The 18,552-nt window shown below is 38.1% G+C and carries 12 protein-coding genes; 1 reads left to right on the plus strand and 11 read right to left on the minus strand.

The genetic code is table 11. The features are described from left to right. Positions 1–3: 3 nt before the first annotated feature. Positions 4–1,131, plus strand: coding sequence for a non-hydrolyzing UDP-N-acetylglucosamine 2-epimerase (gene wecB / locus LRP49_RS14965; RefSeq protein ID WP_274143107.1), 1,128 nt, complete (start codon positions 4–6; stop codon positions 1,129–1,131). A gap of 185 nt (positions 1,132–1,316) precedes the next feature. Here the strand turns inward: wecB and LRP49_RS14970 are convergent, their stop codons facing one another. The 11 genes from LRP49_RS14970 to LRP49_RS15020 form a co-directional block, all read right to left on the minus strand. Further along, the gene (locus tag LRP49_RS14970) at positions 1,317–2,015 is read right to left on the minus strand and encodes a Rossmann-fold NAD(P)-binding domain-containing protein (RefSeq protein ID WP_274143108.1); all 699 of its coding nucleotides are present in this window, start codon (positions 2,013–2,015) and stop codon (positions 1,317–1,319) included. Then, on the minus strand, positions 2,009–7,177 hold the full coding sequence (locus tag LRP49_RS14975; protein ID WP_274143109.1) for a glycosyltransferase: 5,169 nt from the start codon (positions 7,175–7,177) through the stop codon (positions 2,009–2,011). The genes LRP49_RS14970 and LRP49_RS14975 overlap by 7 nt, the downstream gene beginning before the upstream one ends. Further along, the gene (locus LRP49_RS14980; protein ID WP_274143110.1) at positions 7,161–8,543 is read right to left on the minus strand and encodes a radical SAM protein; all 1,383 of its coding nucleotides are present in this window, start codon (positions 8,541–8,543) and stop codon (positions 7,161–7,163) included. Before LRP49_RS14980 ends, LRP49_RS14975 begins: the two co-directional genes overlap by 17 nt. Positions 8,544–8,593: 50 nt before the next feature. Next, positions 8,594–9,961 (minus strand): phosphomannomutase CpsG, encoded by a 1,368-nt coding sequence (gene cpsG / locus LRP49_RS14985; protein ID WP_274143111.1) that lies wholly within the window; start codon positions 9,959–9,961, stop codon positions 8,594–8,596. Next, a complete protein-coding gene (locus LRP49_RS14990; protein ID WP_274143112.1) occupies positions 9,961–11,379 on the minus strand; it encodes a mannose-1-phosphate guanylyltransferase/mannose-6-phosphate isomerase in 1,419 nt (472 codons plus the stop codon). The genes cpsG and LRP49_RS14990 overlap by 1 nt, the downstream gene beginning before the upstream one ends. A 114-nt stretch (positions 11,380–11,493) precedes the next feature. Then, positions 11,494–12,639 carry a glycosyltransferase gene (locus tag LRP49_RS14995; protein ID WP_274143113.1) on the minus strand — a complete coding sequence of 382 codons (1,146 nt, stop codon included), beginning with the start codon at positions 12,637–12,639 and terminating at the stop codon, positions 11,494–11,496. Beyond that, positions 12,629–13,684, minus strand: coding sequence for a glycosyltransferase family protein (locus LRP49_RS15000; RefSeq protein WP_274143114.1), 1,056 nt, complete (start codon positions 13,682–13,684; stop codon positions 12,629–12,631). The genes LRP49_RS14995 and LRP49_RS15000 overlap by 11 nt, the downstream gene beginning before the upstream one ends. Before the next feature lie 2 nt (positions 13,685–13,686). After that, positions 13,687–14,310: a histidine phosphatase family protein gene (locus LRP49_RS15005; RefSeq protein WP_274143115.1), complete on the minus strand. Its 624-nt coding sequence runs from the start codon at positions 14,308–14,310 to the stop codon at positions 13,687–13,689. Then, complete coding sequence (locus LRP49_RS15010) at positions 14,307–15,272, minus strand: glycosyltransferase (protein WP_274143116.1); 966 nt, start codon at positions 15,270–15,272, stop codon at positions 14,307–14,309. Before LRP49_RS15010 ends, LRP49_RS15005 begins: the two co-directional genes overlap by 4 nt. A gap of 18 nt (positions 15,273–15,290) precedes the next feature. After that, positions 15,291–16,352 (minus strand): glycosyltransferase family 4 protein, encoded by a 1,062-nt coding sequence (locus LRP49_RS15015; RefSeq protein ID WP_274143117.1) that lies wholly within the window; start codon positions 16,350–16,352, stop codon positions 15,291–15,293. Beyond that, a complete protein-coding gene (locus LRP49_RS15020; protein ID WP_274143118.1) occupies positions 16,345–18,441 on the minus strand; it encodes a glycosyltransferase in 2,097 nt (698 codons plus the stop codon). The genes LRP49_RS15015 and LRP49_RS15020 overlap by 8 nt, the downstream gene beginning before the upstream one ends. Between the last annotated feature and the right edge of the window lie 111 nt (positions 18,442–18,552).

Raw genomic sequence — 18,552 nt, forward strand, 5'->3', positions numbered from 1 at the left:
TTAATGAAAAAAATCAAAGTACTTTCTATCTTCGGTACGCGACCCGAAGCGATAAAAATGGCCCCTGTGGTCAAACAGTTGGAAGCTGACGAACGCTTTGAAAGTAAAGTTTGCGTGACAGGTCAGCATAGAGAAATGCTAGATCAGGTGCTTAAGCTCTTCAGCATAACCCCAGATTTTGATTTGGATATAATGAGTGCCAATCAGGGGCTGTCTCAAATTACATCTGCTGTCGTTTTGGGGCTAGAGCAGACATTTAAATCTTTCCATCCCGACTATGTGCTTGTTCATGGTGATACATCCACGACCAGTGCCGCATCTTTGTCTGCCTATTATCACCAGATTAAAATAGGTCATGTGGAAGCAGGATTACGCACCGGAAACCTTTACTCTCCTTGGCCAGAAGAGGGCAATAGACGAATTACAGGTGCTATTACGGACCTTCATTTTGCGCCAACAGAAGAGGCAAAGGAGAATCTTCTTCGCGAAAATATAAGCGAAAAACAGTGCTTTGTAACAGGCAATACTGTTATTGATGCTTTGCTAATGACAAAGCAAAGCATTGAAAGCGATATCTCCGAATATCAAACACTTACTCGACAATTTTCTGAGATACTAGGAGAAAAAACGGTTTTAATCACTGGCCATAGACGGGAAAATTTTGGCCAAGGCTTCATCAATATTTGCGCAGCGATTGCAGAGTTGGCGCATGAATTTCCTAACGTCCATTTTGTCTACCCGGTACACCTAAATCCTAATGTCCGTGACGTTGTAAACTCACATTTATCGGGCATAAATAACGTCTTCTTAATTGAACCTCAGGACTATCGACCATTTGTTTACCTCATGGACAAATCAACCGTTATCCTGACAGATTCCGGCGGCATTCAAGAAGAAGCACCTTCTCTTGGTAAACCCGTACTTGTGATGCGAGATACGACAGAAAGACCTGAAGCGGTGAAAGCGGGAACGGTGAAGCTAGTCGGAACAAGCAAAGCGTCAATCGTTGAGAACGTATCTTTACTGTTAAGCGATGAAAATGCATATGCTGGTATGAGCGATGCTCACAATCCTTATGGGGATGGGGCTGCTGCAAAGCGTATATCAGAAATACTTGCTCAACACGTTTGACGTTTATCCAGGGCGATCAAACATTCCAGCCTCTAACGAAAAACTCCCCCTTCATTTACGTCCAACTTAAATGTTAAATGAAAGGGGAGTTCAGTCACATTGAAAATCCAAACCCTAGCAGATTAACCCAATACGGTGTTCAATTCTGCTTGGGTTGATTTCCTATGAGGAATTCTAGAAAAACACTAGACCATACCTGATATTTTTTGTTCAATTTTCCTTTCAAAATAATCTTCACCAAAGGAAAAATCCAAACTGTTATCCTTCACAAATTCGTCCATCGCCGACAAATTCAAAATGTATGAGTCGTTTTTATCGACCAAGTTGTAACTTGCTGTAGTTTTGAGAACTTTCTCAAAAGATCTTACAAGATCCAAAACGCTGTATCTGTAAGGGTTCGCGAAGTCTATTACTATATTAGGTTCGGAAATCGCTATAAACTTACAAACAAGCTCTTTTAAATCTTCGATTTCAATTACGTATCTAAAGGCACCGTTATAAACATTGAATTTATGGTTATGTACTATAGCCTTATAAATAAAATTCACTATTGTTTTATGTAAAATCAAATCACCGAACAGTTGAGGAATTCTGAAAATATAGTAATTGTCACTATTCTCCTTTATCAACAACTCCATCTTACTTTTATGCTCATAGTAAGCATTGAGCATATAATCGTCAGGTGATAACGCACAACTACTAAAGTAAACGAACTTTTTATTCCTGCTGTTATGAAGATTTTCTAGCAATAGTGCTTTTTCTCTTTCAAACTCCGACTCCAGTAGGCAAGCGGAGTTTGAAACTCCACTTGCGAAAATACAAACGCTATCGTCGTGTGAAAAGTTAGCAAATACCTTTGCTAACTGACCGCCTCCCACTACCATTTTAGTGCCTTTTCCAATGTTTCTTTAAAGTACTCAATGGGATTAGCCGGATATAAGGACACTACATCTTTCCGCGCGTTTTGTCCCATTACTTTCCAACTGCCACGCATGTCCCATGCTCTTTCTAACGCTGCATCTATACTTTCTACAGTAGGAGATTCAGCAATAAAGCCTGTTAGATTATCTTTTAGCATTTCCTTGTTACCACCGACGTCAGTGACAATTGCGGTACGACCCGCAAACATGGCTCCGAGCAATACAATTGGAATACCTTCCATATGTGAAGTGAGGATAAATGCGTGATTATATTCCCATATTTTCCTAACATCACTTAAGTATCCACAGAAGTTGACATTACTAAGGTTATACTCATCAGCTAATGCCTTTAAACTTAATTCATCAGGACCTATTCCGTAGAAATTAACGACTAAGTTCCTGTCTTTCCATTTTTTATCAGACAAAACTTTAAGAAGCAGATCTTGTCCTTTGTGGATTGTCAGAAGCCGACCAGGAAAAGCCAAGTGGTAATCTTTTACCACTTCAGGATAGTCTACATAGTCATCTCTTTTTATAGATATAGGATTAAAATGCACTTCCGAATTGGTAAGCTTTTCACCCATTTTTGCGTTAAAAATGTCTATGTTATTATTGCAGGTAAAGAAGGTTTTTTTTGCATTCTTATAGCCATCAAATATAAGTTTTAACTGAGAACTGTCAGTTATCCACATGTCTTCTTTAACTAATTGGTTTATTATTACATAGTCTATTTTATTATCTTTACAATACTCGAAATATTCGCCCCCGTCATTGTGGTCACCTATTGAAAACAAGACGTAAGTTGGGCAAAGGCTTGCTAGATCCTCAACAGACAAAGAGTTAGTTTCGAGGACTTCTACTCCCTTACTCCTTAAAGTATGCTTTTTCCTGCTATCAAGCAATCCATATGGACATAGCACGGAAAGACTCAAGCTGCTGCTTTCGAGCGAGCAAGCTAAATCGTACCACATAACTTCGCTACCGCCGAATTCCTTATTGAAAGTTACTAGCGATAGCGTTTTTGTCATTTGTTTTTCCAAATCAGATAACTCTCTATCAATGTTATGCTTAATATCATTCTTGTTTGGATTGGCGTTCACAAAATCAGTTTCAAAAATATTTTTCATTTTATCGTGCATACGCTTAGAAACGGTTGCAATAGAGTATATGTAATTCTTAATGTTAAGTACTTCATTAAGATATTCTGCTCGGTATGTATTTGTAGTGGTGACATTACTACTATGCTTACGGAAGTGGTTTAGACTTCTATGGCAAAAGCCAATATTTGATTTGTTCAATATATAGCTATATAAGTACCAATCGCCGCAGTATTTATACTTCAGTAACTCAACATCAATTCCCTCCAGATAGTTCTTGTTTATCAGACACGAACTCACATTAGGTATAGTGTTTCTGTAAACAAGTGCGCTTTCTATCTCTCGTGAACCTTCATTGACGTAGCTAACGTTCCACTTATCTTCGTCGATCGCGTCTGTATGGAATCGTACGTTTTCTGAAACGATCTTACCACTCTCATCAACTATCGTTGATTGAGAATAAGCCAATCCTAGTTTTTCATGTGTATCGAACATGAAAACTAGGCTTTCTAAAAAGTCATCATCCGCAAAGTCATCTGCTTCTGCAATCCATACTAGGTCATTTTTCGCTAATTTAAGACCTCGAAGCCACTGACGGTATACACCAGTGTTAACTTGGTTTTCTACTATTTGATAACTGATGCCGGAGCTTGACAAGATCTGCTTGGCGACTTCAACACTATCATCAGTAGAACAATCATCCAAGAATATGATCTCATTTACTTTATGTTTCTGATTGATTATGGAATTTAGTCTTTCAGGTAAGTACTGCTCATAATTGTAATTTGGTACAACCACAGATACTTTTGTGCTAGATTCATATCCTATTGTAGTCATTACTTTGTCAAAATACTCTTCATTGGTATTAATGTCAGTATTGGAAACAATATCTAGACCATTATCAATGATTTGAATTACAGTGTTAGCCATCTGAGTGGTGTCAAACTTATCTATGAGTTTCCCATTATCTATAGTTATATATTCTTGAATCCCGCCAGTTCCTTCAAACATAACCAATGGCAATTTATTTTTAAGCGAAATAAGCCCAACTCCGGGTAAGGGATCTTCTCTTGACGTAAGTAGGAAGACATCACTTACACCAAAAAACTTTGACGGGTCACTAATAAAGTCTATGAAATGAAGATGTTCTTTGTGTTCTAGGCTAGGGTAAATATCATCGTACCAATCAGTATATTTTTTATCTTTGTTTCCCAACCAAATAAACTCAATATCGTCTCTTTCTTTACAACAAGCTTCGGCGACTTCAATAAATAAATCAGTTCCCTTTCTATCCTGTGCCAAACCTGCAGCGAGGACAATTTTAGCATTAGGATTTGTACATCCTATCGCTGTCAAAATATCACTTTTAGCTTCTACTATATCACCTTTGAAGATCATGCTATTAGAAACGCCTTGAGGGAACACTTCGTAGCCTCTTTGTTTCTTTGCATAGTTTCGGCAGAAAAGCTCACCCGCTAAGTTCGTGGAAAAGATAAGTCCACAGTTTGAATTCGCAATATTATTCGCTGCTTCAGTAAAGTTAAAATCATCAATGAGCTCTGGCATTTCGTGTACTAAATAAGTCGTATTTATACAATTAACTGATAGAAACTCATGCAAAAAGCCACTTAGAACACTATTAGCAATACACTGATTATAACCTTTGGATGCTAAATCACTAAAAAGTGTCATAACTTCAATTGGAACATACACATCTTTATTGAATAGGGGTATATCCAAATTTATTACTGGAGCTAATTTTTCGAAATCCGCCTGCAACTCTCCGCCAGCCATCAAAACAACTACAAACTCTTCACCTTTCTTAGCGTACTCCTTGCACAAGTCTAATACTACAAGAGGGGCACCAGTTTTAGTCGCGTCATGAGAAATAAATATCATGCCGTCGTTTTTTCTTGGCACATGAGAGGAGTCAGGAACAAAAACTGTCCTATTACACCGTCTCCCCTCTGCTTTTCCATGGAGTATATAGTGAGCTAGAGGATTCATTCCGGTCTGGATTACATCTGGGTATTCACTTACGTAATAGCTCGTGCTAAAACCTTCTGAGGGATCTAGAAATTTTGATGCACCAGACTCAACATAATGTACCAATTGGTTTTCAGAAACATCATATTTAGAAGAGTAGAATTCCGAATCAAATAATCCACTTTCATCTATAATCATCTCTTCAATAACTTTTCGTATTTTACTACCACAAGTCATGAAGTTGTAATTTGTCAGTATTACTTCACGTGCTAACTTAGCTTTTTCTTTCGCTATTTCCTGGTTATTGTAAACAAATTGCATCTTTTCGCTTGCATCGGTAACACTGGGCTCAAACCAATTATTCCCTTGATATAAGTGATAATCACCTTCGAATAGTGGAACCATTTCACCTTGTACTAGAAACGAATTTTCATCTGAATTGTAATCAGTATTTCCAGAATAATCTGACACTATTACTGGTTTTTCTAAAAGCATGGACTCCGCAATTATCCGACCAAAACCCTCACTTCTATGTAAAGAAACAACACAATCTATATTCTCAACTAGAGTCATATAGTCTTGTTTGGATAGCATCTTATCAATTATTGTTATGCGCTTATCGATGCTAGCTTTTCTTAAGCACTCATTCCACAAGTCTCCACAAGTGCTATTCATAACTTTTATGACTAACTCTACATTTTCATTACTTGTGAAAGCATTTTGAAAAGAAGTGATTACAGATAACGGATTTTTTCGTGATATAAAAGAGTTCCCATCAAACGCAAAATAAAATGTGTATGGGGAACACTTATTGACTGATGGTATTGGCTTAATTTCAGTGTTGAAAGGTAATGGAATAACACTTACATTTTCTTTTAGCGTTCTACCAATTGCATCTGCAGCAAACGTGGAAATAGAGCATACTCGATCCATCAAATATTTAATTATTTCATATTCCTTCGGGAAATATTCAAGCTCCCATTGAACAACACAAATATTATATTTTGCGCCATAGAATGGCTCTAACCCAAATCTCATTAGAATATCTATGATGTCATTTGCAGGAATAGGGAATAAATTAACATAGTATCCTTTTTCATATTCACCTAATATACCCACATTATTAACGTTATCTTCTTTAGAAAAATTAGCGTTGCTATTTGATGAGTATAATTTATTGGGAATACCTACTGATTCTAAACTTTTCGATATTAGTCTAGCATCTTCACCTAGCCCTAACACTCCCGTTGCATGTCCAATAATGGCTACATTCTTGTCTACTTTTAGTGGTACTTCTGCATTTTTAGCTGTTATCGTAGCGTTATCATAGGAAATATTAAAAACTTTTTCATAGCAACTAGACCCATGTTCACTCCACCAGTTAACATAATCTTTCTTACTTGAAAAATAGATATCTTCAAATTGTCTATTTAGGTCACCTCTTGCCTTCCAAAGAAGAATCATGAACGGTGTGAGACTCTCATTATCTCTACGGAAATTAACATGCAAAGACTCATAAATCTTTTCAAGGTAACATTGGTTTAAATAGTTGTATATTTTAATCGAATCAAAAAAATCAACGATATCCGCAATAGCCAAATTTTCATCAAAACTATCAAATGGACTATCAAACCCATATTCTTTAAAACCATGCTCGATCCACCATGCCCAAAACCTCGGAGCATCCTCTCCCGTAACTTTTGGAAATACACTTTTCAAGTCTTCTCTTTGATTGAAAATCATCAATTGGAGCGGTGTTATTTTTTGTCGCAAAACCTGCGCGTCAATCTTGTGATTTAATGTGTATAAGGTGTGTTTTATTTCATTTCCATAAAACACACCAGTATTACTTATATTGACTAAAGCCCAATGCAGAAAGTAATGCTTACTTTCATCATTTTCAATTGGGAACGCATTTTTGAAATTAACATCATAAATCGACCATAATAGGTGCAAAATACAAGGTGCTTTAATATTATTTGTTGAAACCTCTTCAGAAATACTAAATAAGTATTCTTTGATTTCATTATGCTTTAGTCGCACTCCAACCACCTTTTACAAAAATTACTTGCTCGTCTTTAACTTCACTTGACTCCCTTCCATAAACATATGGGCAGCCTGCCGTACTGCACTCGAAGGGAATCTCATTATTTTCTAACATTTCCATTACTTTCCTAGCTCTTGGGTTTTTGCTCGGATCGACATTATTTGTTTTTTTCCAGTCAAAAACAGGGCTAGTTTGCCAAACACAAAACATAAATTTGCCATCTGCCTGAAGGCATCTTCCATTTGATTTGTAGTGGCACTCTTTTACTTCACGTTTCTCACCGATATATTCTTCACTCTCGGCCTCATCTTCAGAAGTGACTGAACCGCTAAAATAAACTTCTACTCCTTTTTCTTTTGCGTACTCCAGTGATTCATTTAAGGTTTTTTTGTAATCTTTAAGATTGTGTTTAACCTTTTCATTTTCATACATGAAATCACTATTGTCGTCATCCATCTTTTCCAAGTCATACAAATGAATCAGTTCAAGCTTATTGTCCAGAGTGCTTGCTAGATCTATAAAGTCTCTTATTTCTTTATAGTTGGAGTTCAGGATTATCATATTGGGTATAATAATAGGGAACCTTTGCCCCCTTTCTTGTCTTGCTTCCTTCAATAACTTAACATTATCCAAAACTACCGATAACTTTCCGCCTTTCCTTAGAACTGGATATAAATCATCTGATAAAGAGTCAATACTTACTATAATTTGTCTGAGAGGTAATGAGTTATCTAGTATCAAATCAATTCTCTTATTAAGCAACATTCCATTAGTATGGAATTTTAGATCTTTACTATATGGTATTTTTGAAAATGCATACTCCAGATCCTCTTCTTTTGTTAAGAGAACTTCTCCGAAACCATCAAAACATATATTCCTTGCCTGTTGAAAAAGTGGCTCTATTAAATCAAGATCATTTTTGGATAGTATCTTATTATGAAAACCATTCATTACTGCAGGGCACTGTGGACATCTTAAGTTGCACTTTCCACTTATTTCAACCTGAGAAAGAAAACCGTTGAATTTATTTAATTGATAGAGGAAATCATCTGACTCCACAAATATTTCCAAATAATCCAACTTATCTTTGAAACTGTTGTCTATTTCAATAGTAAAACCGCAGTTCAATGGAGCTTCAGGATGTGCAACTTTCACATCATCTCGGTTGACATTAAATTCTTCGCTAGTCGCAATAACTTCGTTATTAAATAGTATGTATATTTTCTTAGGAATACTATTTCCTTCAGTGAATAACACACTCCAACCACCAATTGTCAAAACGTCATCATCGAGTTCATGATGGTCAAAAAAACCCGCATATGCCAAGTTTACATTTTCAAAAAATTCTTTTGTGATTTCCATACCTTATTTCCTTTTATTTATTACTTGACACTGCAAACTTTTTATTGATATCAACTAGCTTTAAGTAGCGACAAAAGTACTTTCGTTTTACTATCCATCAAATCACGATCACCCCTAGACTCAACATTTAGTCTAACTAATGGTTCAGTATTTGAGCAACGTAAGTTAAATCTCCAATCTTCAAACTCCATGCTTAAACCATCAGTTTTGTCGATTAAAGTAGCTTGTGATTCAAAATGCTTAAACACTCGCTCGATAGCAACCTCAGGTTCGTCTATCCTTGAATTAATCTCACCAGAAGAAGGGTATGCACAGATTCTTTCTGACACGGCTTCTGATAATTTAAGATGTTTAACTGATAGCAACTCGGCTATAAGCAACCATGGAATCATTCCACTATCACAATACGCAAAATCACGGAAGTAATGGTGCGCGCTCATTTCGCCACCATAAACCGCATCTTCTTCCCGCATACGCTCTTTGATAAAAGCATGGCCCGTTTTCGACATTATTGGTTCACCACCTGCGGAACGAACAACATCCACAGTATTCCACGTTAGTCGCGGATCATGGATAATCTTGCCTCCAGGTGTCTTCTTGAGGAACGCTTCTGCCAGTAAGCCGACAATATAGTAACCCTCTATAAACTGGCCTTTTTCATCGAATAGAAAACAGCGGTCAAAGTCCCCATCCCATGCAATTCCCATCGCGGCGTTGCTCGCGATAACTGCATTAGACGTGTCTTCGCGACATTCAGGTAACAGTGGGTTCGGAATCCCATTAGGGAAGTGTCCATCCGGAGCGTGGTGAACTTTAACAAACTCAATCGGGACATTTTTTGCTAAAAAATGTTTTTCGATTTCATCTATGATATGCCCTGCAGCACCATTTCCTGAATTAACAACGAGCTTCATTGGTTTCATGTTGGATAAGTTGACATATGTCAGTATATGCTCAACATATGCTTCGAGGTTCGAAACTTTGGTTAAGCTACCTATCCTCTCTGGAGGCGAAAAATCGTTGGCTTCAGCTAGTTTCTGTATGCTTCTTAAACCAGTGTCACCACTGATCGGCTTAGCATCCTCTCGAACAAGCTTCATTCCATTGTAATCAAGAGGATTGTGGCTAGCAGTAACTTCAACACCACCATCAACACCCAGATACTTCGTAGCAAAGTAGACTTCTTCAGTGCCCGTCATACCTATATCGATGACATCTGTTCCCGCGTCCATTAGACCTTTTGAAAGAGCTGCTTTTAGACTCTCAGAGGTCAAACGTACGTCTCCACCGACTACAACTTTCTTTGGTTTTAAAAACTCTCCAAAGGCTCTACCAACACGATAAGCAATGTCTTCATTTAGCTCAGTACCTAGCTGCCCACGAATATCGTAAGCCTTGAAACACGTTAGTTGGTTCATTAATACCCCTCACCAACTGGATCGATTCGAATAATATCATCTTCGCCTAAGTAAGAACCGGTGCGTACCTCAATAAGTACGAGTGGCACTCTACCTGGATTTTCGAAAGAGTGCTCTGCACCAACGGGGATGTAAGTTGACTCGTTCTCGCTTATCACGTAACTCTTATCTCCATTACGAACTTTAGCCGTACCCGAGACTACGACCCAGTGCTCTGCACGATGATAATGCATCTGGACTGCAGTTTTCTCACCAGGTTTAACGGTTACCTTTTTTACATGGTATCGCTCACCGCTCGCGATTTCGTCATGCACTCCCCAAGGACGATACACCTCTTGATGCTGGCTCTGCTCTTTTCGGTTTTCTTTCTTTAAACGATTTACGATTTCTTTTACGTCTTGAACCTTATTTTTATCCGCAATTAGCACAGCGTCTTTTGTCTCGACAACGACAAGGTCGTTGACGCCAACTGTCGCCACCAGTCGATTTTCTGCATATATATAGCTGTTTAACGTGCTCTCAGCGATAACATCACCGCGTATAGCATTACCATTCTGCGTTTTTTCATTGACGTCCCAAAGGGCAGACCATGACCCAACATCACTCCAACCTGCTGACATTGGCACAACAACAGCCGATTTGGTTTTCTCCATAACTGCATAGTCAATTGAATCATCAGGACATTTGGAAAATACATCTTTTTGTAGGCGTATAAAATCGAGATCTTTTGTTGACGAAGATAATGAGAGTTTACAGCTTTCCAAGATATCCGGTCGGAACTCTGCTAATTCTGACAAGTATTTTGAAGCCTTGATCAGGAACATGCCGCTGTTCCAATAGTAGTTTCCATCATCAAGATATGATTGCGCTACATCTAACGAAGGCTTTTCAACAAACTCTTCTACTACAAATCCCGAACCCTTTACTATTTCACCTCTCTTAATATACCCATAGCCCGTCTCTGGCGCATCAGGTACAATTCCAAAAGTAACAAGATTACCCTTAGATGCAGCGGAAACCGCTTTATCGATTGACTGATAAAATTTGGAAAGATCTTTAATAACATGATCGGCCGCTAAAACTAATAGCAAAGGATCATCCCCACCTTCAATGGCTTTTAGTGCCGAGATAGCCAGAGCTGGAGCTGTGTTTCGTCCCATTGGCTCCAAGATAATTCCACTAGGCACGCATTCTATTTGCCGTAATTGTTCGGCAACAAGAAAACGATGCTCTTCATTGCAAATAATGAGCGGATCTAGATGTTTTATACCATCCAAGCGAGAAATAGTATTCTGCAACATTGTTTGGTTATCAATAAGCGAAAGAAACTGCTTTGGGTACTTTGTCCTAGAAAGTGGCCAAAGCCTAGAACCAGATCCACCGGCTAAAATGATAGGTAGTATGTTTTTATTATGCATAGCATCTCAAATAACTAATTTTTAACTTTTAGCAAATAGTAAGAACAGCCTTCTGACAACGTTTTCTATTCTAAGATTGCCAGAAGCCCTGTCGTCGTCTCACTTGCAAAGCCGTTAAGTCTTTAGGATAGAATGATAGATATTCATGTATTGTTGTGACACTGCTTGGCTTGAAAAAAAGTTCTCGTACCTTTTTCTTGCACTGCTTTGATATTCACACAACATGTCCATATCGCTAACTATACTGTTAATGGCCTGAGCCAAGGCTTTTGGATTCTCCGGCTCCACGACTAACCCTGTCTCTTGATGTTTATTTACAAATGATGTGCCAGTACCTATATCGCATGTCACTAATGGTTTAGAATGCATTAGAGCTTCGATGAGTACAACGCCAAACGCCTCTGAACGTAAATGTGAGGGTAGTGTAAGCAATATAGAATTTTGAATTAGCACATGCTTTTCGTCTTCTTCAACCTGACCTGTAAACACAACATTACTTAATTTTAGTTTTTCAACTTGTAACCTAAGTGTTTCCGATTCTGGCCCGGAACCAGCGATAACAATGGTTGTATTTAAGTACTTTGCTGCCTCAATTAACGTATGAAAGCCTTTGTAATATCGAAGAACACCTAAAGCTAAAACGTAATTATTTTCCTCTAATCCATATTTAGCCAAGACTTCATGTTTTCCAGAACCACCTTCAGTTATAACTCTATCCTTTAGGCATAATGGAGCAACTTTTGTTTTCGACCTAAACTCTTCTCTACTTAGCACTGGGCTAGAGTCGACATAGTTTTGAGATGTAGCCACTATACAATCAACACTTCTTAACGTGCGGTTCATTAATGGATTGTATAGTTTTCCTAGAAATTTCTGACGCACAATATCAGAATGGTATGTCATTAAAGTAGGCTTTCCCTTCGGGATAAGGAAATTTAGAATATCTGCAAATGGCCAAGGAAAATGCAACTGTACAATATCACACCATTCAACTAGCTCTCGAAATTTTTGAAAGCTTCGAAATCCACCTATGTCACATGAAGCAATATTGATGATTGATTTCTCACGTATTACCTCGCCTTCCTCCAACTTGATAGACCTAGGGTTAGGCTCAGGAGACAATGTGAAAATCTTTGATTCCACACCAAAATTCTCTACACTTAAGCATATTTGCTTAATCGCTTCCTGAAGACCACCAGGTGGATCTGGGAAATATGTTCTGTATACATGCAGAACCTTAATTCTATTCTCAGTATTCATTTTGATTCTTTAGAATGTTCAGCAATGCCTTCGCACTGAAACGAATATGATAATTATTCATCACATCTTCATAAGCATTTTCACGAATTAGATCTCGCAACTTATGATTATTGGCGAGAGTATTGAGGGCATCTAGCCATGATTTATAATCGTTATCTATGAGCAAGCCATTCACGTTATCCTCTATACAATTTTTGTAAATTGTTGAAGATGAATATATACCTGGCACTCGGGCAGCACCATAATTAAGATATTTAAATGGGTTCTTGCACTCATTAAAAGCCAGTGAATCCTGGTCTTCTTCAGCACCAAGAGGTGAAATTGAAAAGCTATACCTTCCACGAATCAGTGCTCGCATATACGAATCATATGGCATGCGATTTGTATAGTGGAGAAATGGGAGTGACGGTATTTCTGGAAAAGGATCCCCATAGAAGTCTAACACAAAGTGTTTATTTTTAGAGAAAAACACCTGCAGAGCTGAAAACAATGAGTCCTTCGCTGACTCCATTTTTATGAGGTCAGCATTAGTAAAAACAATTTTCGGTCGTCGATCTTCTCGGCTATTAGGTTTAACAACAGATTTGGTATACTTCTCAACCCACATTCCATTAGGAACCAAGTAGATCTTTTTATATTTATCTTTCAATCTATCGAAAAGTATCGCATTAGCTACTGTTATGCTATCAGACAATTCAATAAGCTCTGAAATGTTACCTAATTTATCATTCTGTGCTCCACCACCACTATAGTTTGGAAAAGAGAAGATCCAATCATCTATATCGTAGACAACTTTAACTCCAAGACGTTTGGCCGTTTTTGCAATGGTAATCGCTTCTGTTGAGCTATGCTTACTTAGAATAAGAACGTCAGCCCAGTTTAAGGCAGAAAGGCATAGAGGATCATCTTCGGCTAATGAAATAAACGTGAAGTTTTGTTCATTTTCTTGTAAGTATTCTAATACTTCAGTAACACGCGCCGATACTGACAATGACGCTACACCTTGTGCTACATGAGATTGTCTTTGTAACGCAAATACTTTCATATTTAACAATTATCACTAAGTACTTTGTTGGGACAAGCTGAGAAGTATTTTAATCTAGAATTCAACGCGCCGTAAGAGTCTAACGAATAATCGACTCTGGATACCGAACAGTTCATTGGTAAGAACGCTGGGAAATGTGACATATCAACGTTACAAACTTCTTGTAAAATACAACTAATGGGACCTGAATGAACAACAGCCACGACTGTTTTCCCCTGGTAGCCTTCGACGAGGTCTTTTAGCCAATCTATAACACGAACATTAAGCTGTGCATGGCTCTCCCCATCAGGGTATTTGTTATCATTCGAATGATAAAACCTAGGATTCAGATCAATAAATTCACTCAATGGCAGATTTTTTACTGAGCCTGCATTTGTTTCACCTAAAGCTGGATCCACAACCCAAGTAGCTTCTGGGAAAAGGATCTGTGCCGTTTGATTTGCCCTTCTCCAATCACTCGTCACAAAGAGATCTACCTTCTCTGATGGAATGACATTTTTAATCCATTCAGATACTTCTGCCGCTTGAGATAACCCTATTTGATGCAGTGGATCAGTCTTGTCTCCTGTAACCAATTTGGCATTATTTGCTACGGAGTAACCATGTCGAATTAAATATAGTCTCATACTGTATCCTCCAACATTTCCAATAATGGAGAAATAGAATCGGGCAAGCAATACTTTCTAAGACTAGATACCAAATCGCTAGTTTCACGCTCGCATGTTAGTGCTCTTTCAATTCCATTCTTTATGGAGGTGATATCGTTTGGGTCTACTAGGATAGCTTGATAGCCGAAATGCTCTCTGGACCAAGATGAATCACTTAGGACCAAGTTACACCCACTAAGCCCTGCTTCTATCGCTGACAGACCTGGAGGTTCATGCCCTACTTCAATATAGAACTTTGCACCAGATAAGGCAGAGCGAACTAATTGAGAACGATAAGGAAGGCTTGGTAGTACGATTAAATCATCTCCGCCTTCATCTACACAACGATCAAGATACTCTTGATCCCTGCAATTACCAACTAAAACCAGCTTCGTTCCTGTGCCTTTCATAGCGCGAACAACATTTAGCTGGTTTTTGTTAGGTTCAATTATTCCGAACCAAATAGCGTAGTTATTTTGTCCCTGTAAGGATGAAAATAAGTCAGGCGTAGAGTACTGTAGATACGACGGATCTGCACCAACACTAATTCGATAACACTTATCACTAACTTCCGGAAAATATGTGCAAAAGTTATCCATCTCTGACTGAGACTTGAACAGTAACCTATGTGATATCTCTACGAAGCGGGCTATCATGTCTAAGGAACCGAGGTCTTTTTCTGTCAGCCAAACATTTGGCCAAAGAAAAATAGGTTTATTATACTTATTCGCATATTCGAGAAGCTCTAAACCTCCCCCATGAACAGAGAAGTGAAGAATTGCATCATAATTTTCGATAGAACGACTATACGGACCATATATATCAGCAATCAAACCCTGCTCTTTCAATGCACCTGCTATCGAGAACATTTCATGCTCACCGCCACCTTTTACCAAAAATGCTTGGTGGTAGGTAGTAATTAAGACTCTAGGATAAGACATATGAGACTACCTATTATATTATTCTGCGTTATAAAAAATTTTGGCCCAATGATTATCATTAGTTCGCTCTAAAACTAAGCTAGCTTGTTTAGTTAATTCGGTAAACCCTTCAAGTCTATTATTGTTCTCTAAGTATAAAAGTACCGCATCAACCGCACCTTTCACATCGGTAACATTCATAGCTACGTTTGATGCGAATTCGTCTGCTGCGGTGCCTTTTTTAAGTATTATTTGCTTCCCAAGATACATAGCTTCGAGGATTGGGATACAAAACCCCTCGTGATCACTCATAGATATCAGCACTTGAGAACTTATAAAAAGATTGTCTAAATCAACTTGAGAAACCATACCGCAAAAAGTGACATATTGTAATACGTCAAGCTTTCTGGCATGACTGATTAGAAACTTGAAATAGTCTTTATTTGGAATACTGCCAACTACTCTTAGTCGGTACCTTCCTTTGTCTAAAACTGACAGTTTTGAAAGTACGGAAATGCTATCTTCAATACGCTTATGTGGCACTACCCTACCGACAGAAAGTAAACTGACCGTTTCTACATTATTTTCATTTATTTTTTCAACCTTCCTATTAAATAGGAAAGAATCTCCAAACACAGGAGGTATTATATTCACCTGGTCTTTTATTCCGGCCGATTCTAATAGTCTAGCTGATTGTTCTGAGTTGGAGATGAATACATCAAATTCAGATAGGATTGATATTTGCTTAAGTGCTTTTTCACAGAGTATAGCTGTGGCCGGATCATAGCCACGCAATAAGTTTGGTGGAGTAACATCATGAAAGTAACATATCTTTCTATTGGGTAATCTAAGGATATGCTCTAAGGAAGGATCAAAAATGGAGTAGCTTACGAAAATTAGCTCTTCCGGACCCACCTCTTTTATTAAGCTCTCGACTGATTTTATTGTAATATTTTGACTGTCATAACTATAGTTTTTAGCGTATAGCTTGACACTATAACCCAATCTACGAGCAAGCTTCGCTAAACCAATACAATGGTTGCCTACAGCATCTCCTTCATGAATATCTGGCGCATAGATTGTTAACTTTTTGTTATCCATTTAGGATACTCCGTATATTCTCTAGTCGCTGCACATATGCATGTGTAACTGCTGCATTAGAGTAATTTTCGATAATATACTGTTGCGCCTTTATACCTACCCGTTGCGATTCTTGCCGATTATTATAAATATAACGAATCTTTTGAGCTGCTTGTTCAACATCAGCCTCAAACCAATACTGACCTTCACCAAATATATTATCTCCAACGTCCAATGGCACCAGGTCACCATCGACTAAATAAGCTGTATCTTCCGAACAAAAATCCACATTGCCAGAATAGTTGCTTACGATAACAGGTTGCTGAAGTAACATCGCCTCTGCAATAGTATTTCCAAAGGCCACACTACGATGGAGTGATATAAAACAATCACAAGAAGCCATAAAGTTAATGTCGTCTTGTCTGCTCATAGTCTCTGTGATTATTCTTATCTTTGGATGATGACCAACCAAAGCCTCGATTTCTCTCCAGATAGGCTCTGAAAGATTGATGTTCTTAGCCTTGATGACAAGAACAACATCGCTGTCACGATAAGCGTCAACAAAAGCAAGCTTGAACGCCTTTACGCCTGCAATAGTATTTCTGCGTTTGGGGCAAGAGTTCCCATCAAACACCAAATAGAAAACATATTCATCATCGCCAATTCCTAGGGTGCTTCTCAGCCGCGCAGTTACAGGAGGGATAGCTACGTTATGCGGCATCAGATAAACTGGAACATTACCTTCTTTTAAAAAACACTGCCTCACATAATCACTCTGAACCCATATCTCATCTACAAAATCTCTCGCTTTCGCTAACGCAGTAGGCCACTGAGGAAGGTTCCAACTCCAAGCACCTATTTTGTAATCGCCACCGTCAATTAAATGTCTAGCACCTTTAAGAGATATTTTTAACAACTCTATAGGAGGTAAGCAATACATCGATACAGGGTATTCAATAGTAGGCTTATAATCACCATATTCAGATATTAGTGTTTCTGACCAAAGAATAGAGGAATCACTCAAACGGGTCTGCACGTCTTGAATTGATAGATAATCATCAGCGGTATCTTCGAAATTGTCAGCTAATAAACCGAAATCATTATGTGAAAAACCTACAATATTAACTCCAAACGCCTGGTCAAAAGGTTGGTTAGTAATCTGAATCTTGCCTTCTTTCTCTTGGAAAATGAGTCCATCTGCTATTTTGTAATGCTTAGTGCCAAATTCATTCCACCAAGAAATATAGGAATCAATATGTAACTCCCCCTGAATTATAAAGGCATTTTGTAGGTCTGAACGCTCTCCCAAAACACCCATCATTAATTCTGGTACATATTTATTCAAGCTTTCTACAAAAACAGATTGAAGTAGTTGCCCGCGCAATTTTTCGCTTTGCCAGGTTACTCCAGACCAATTCTCTCCTTCGTTCAGCCACCAACTATTGAAGTCTAAAAGGCCGCAAACAGTATTTAGATCAAATGCTGCTTGTAGATCAGGGCGACTTTCGTAATAGAATTTAACTAAAGTTGGAAGATAGAATCCAGTATCCTGTAGAATCTCACAAACCGCTTGTTCTGAGCAGAAGGAAATAGGAACCCTCAAGCTGGGATATCTTTGGTATCCCTCTGTATGCCACCAATATAAAAGAGGCATCTCTCCAAACTTATCCGTGTGTTTAAACTTAGACTGTAAATCTTTTCTAGCACGATAAACAAATAAGTATATAGGGCTCTTCTCGTCGCCATTATCACTTAGTTCAAATCGCTCGTAACTATTTAGGACTGCACATTCGATATTTTTAATGTATAAAGCATTCGACTTTAAGTACTCGTGGACGCCTTCGAAATAGGTTTCAGTCCACTGTTCCGGAGTAATTTCACTTAAAAAGGCTTTTTCTTCATCAGATATTTTCCAATCAATATCGGGATACTCACGAGAAACTTCGTTTTCCCAAAAAATATACAGTGCTATACGATGGGCAATAGATTTAGTCGAGTACTCTATATCAGCTCGAATCTTAACTATAAACTCAACTCCTTTAGGAAGAGAAAATAGCTCTTGAGCATTTGTCAACTCGCTCAGCCAATGCGTTCTATTTCTAACTGACATACGCTTAATTATCTCCCGGTTCAATATTCCTGCACAATCTCATGCCATTTTTAAACCAGAGCGAAAAACGTTATGTGATCTTGGTTTTAAAGCATAGACGAGTGCCAAGAT

Source organism: Enterovibrio qingdaonensis, assembly GCF_028683135.1.
In the GTDB taxonomy this organism is placed as follows: domain Bacteria; phylum Pseudomonadota; class Gammaproteobacteria; order Enterobacterales; family Vibrionaceae; genus Enterovibrio; species Enterovibrio qingdaonensis.

Excerpts from the sequence above, each read along its gene's own strand:
- wecB (WP_274143107.1), top strand. The coding sequence starts at position 4 with ATGAAAAAAATCAAAGTACTTTCTATCTTCGGTACGCGACCCGAAGCG.
- LRP49_RS14970 (WP_274143108.1), bottom strand. The coding sequence starts at position 2,015 with ATGGTAGTGGGAGGCGGTCAGTTAGCAAAGGTATTTGCTAACTTTTCA.
- LRP49_RS14980 (WP_274143110.1), bottom strand. The coding sequence starts at position 8,543 with ATGGAAATCACAAAAGAATTTTTTGAAAATGTAAACTTGGCATATGCG.
- cpsG (WP_274143111.1), bottom strand. The coding sequence starts at position 9,961 with ATGAACCAACTAACGTGTTTCAAGGCTTACGATATTCGTGGGCAGCTA.
- LRP49_RS14990 (WP_274143112.1), bottom strand. The coding sequence starts at position 11,379 with ATGCATAATAAAAACATACTACCTATCATTTTAGCCGGTGGATCTGGT.
- LRP49_RS14995 (WP_274143113.1), bottom strand. The coding sequence starts at position 12,639 with ATGAATACTGAGAATAGAATTAAGGTTCTGCATGTATACAGAACATAT.
- LRP49_RS15000 (WP_274143114.1), bottom strand. The coding sequence starts at position 13,684 with ATGAAAGTATTTGCGTTACAAAGACAATCTCATGTAGCACAAGGTGTA.
- LRP49_RS15005 (WP_274143115.1), bottom strand. The coding sequence starts at position 14,310 with ATGAGACTATATTTAATTCGACATGGTTACTCCGTAGCAAATAATGCC.
- LRP49_RS15010 (WP_274143116.1), bottom strand. The coding sequence starts at position 15,272 with ATGTCTTATCCTAGAGTCTTAATTACTACCTACCACCAAGCATTTTTG.
- LRP49_RS15015 (WP_274143117.1), bottom strand. The coding sequence starts at position 16,352 with ATGGATAACAAAAAGTTAACAATCTATGCGCCAGATATTCATGAAGGA.
- LRP49_RS15020 (WP_274143118.1), bottom strand. The coding sequence starts at position 18,441 with ATGTCAGTTAGAAATAGAACGCATTGGCTGAGCGAGTTGACAAATGCT.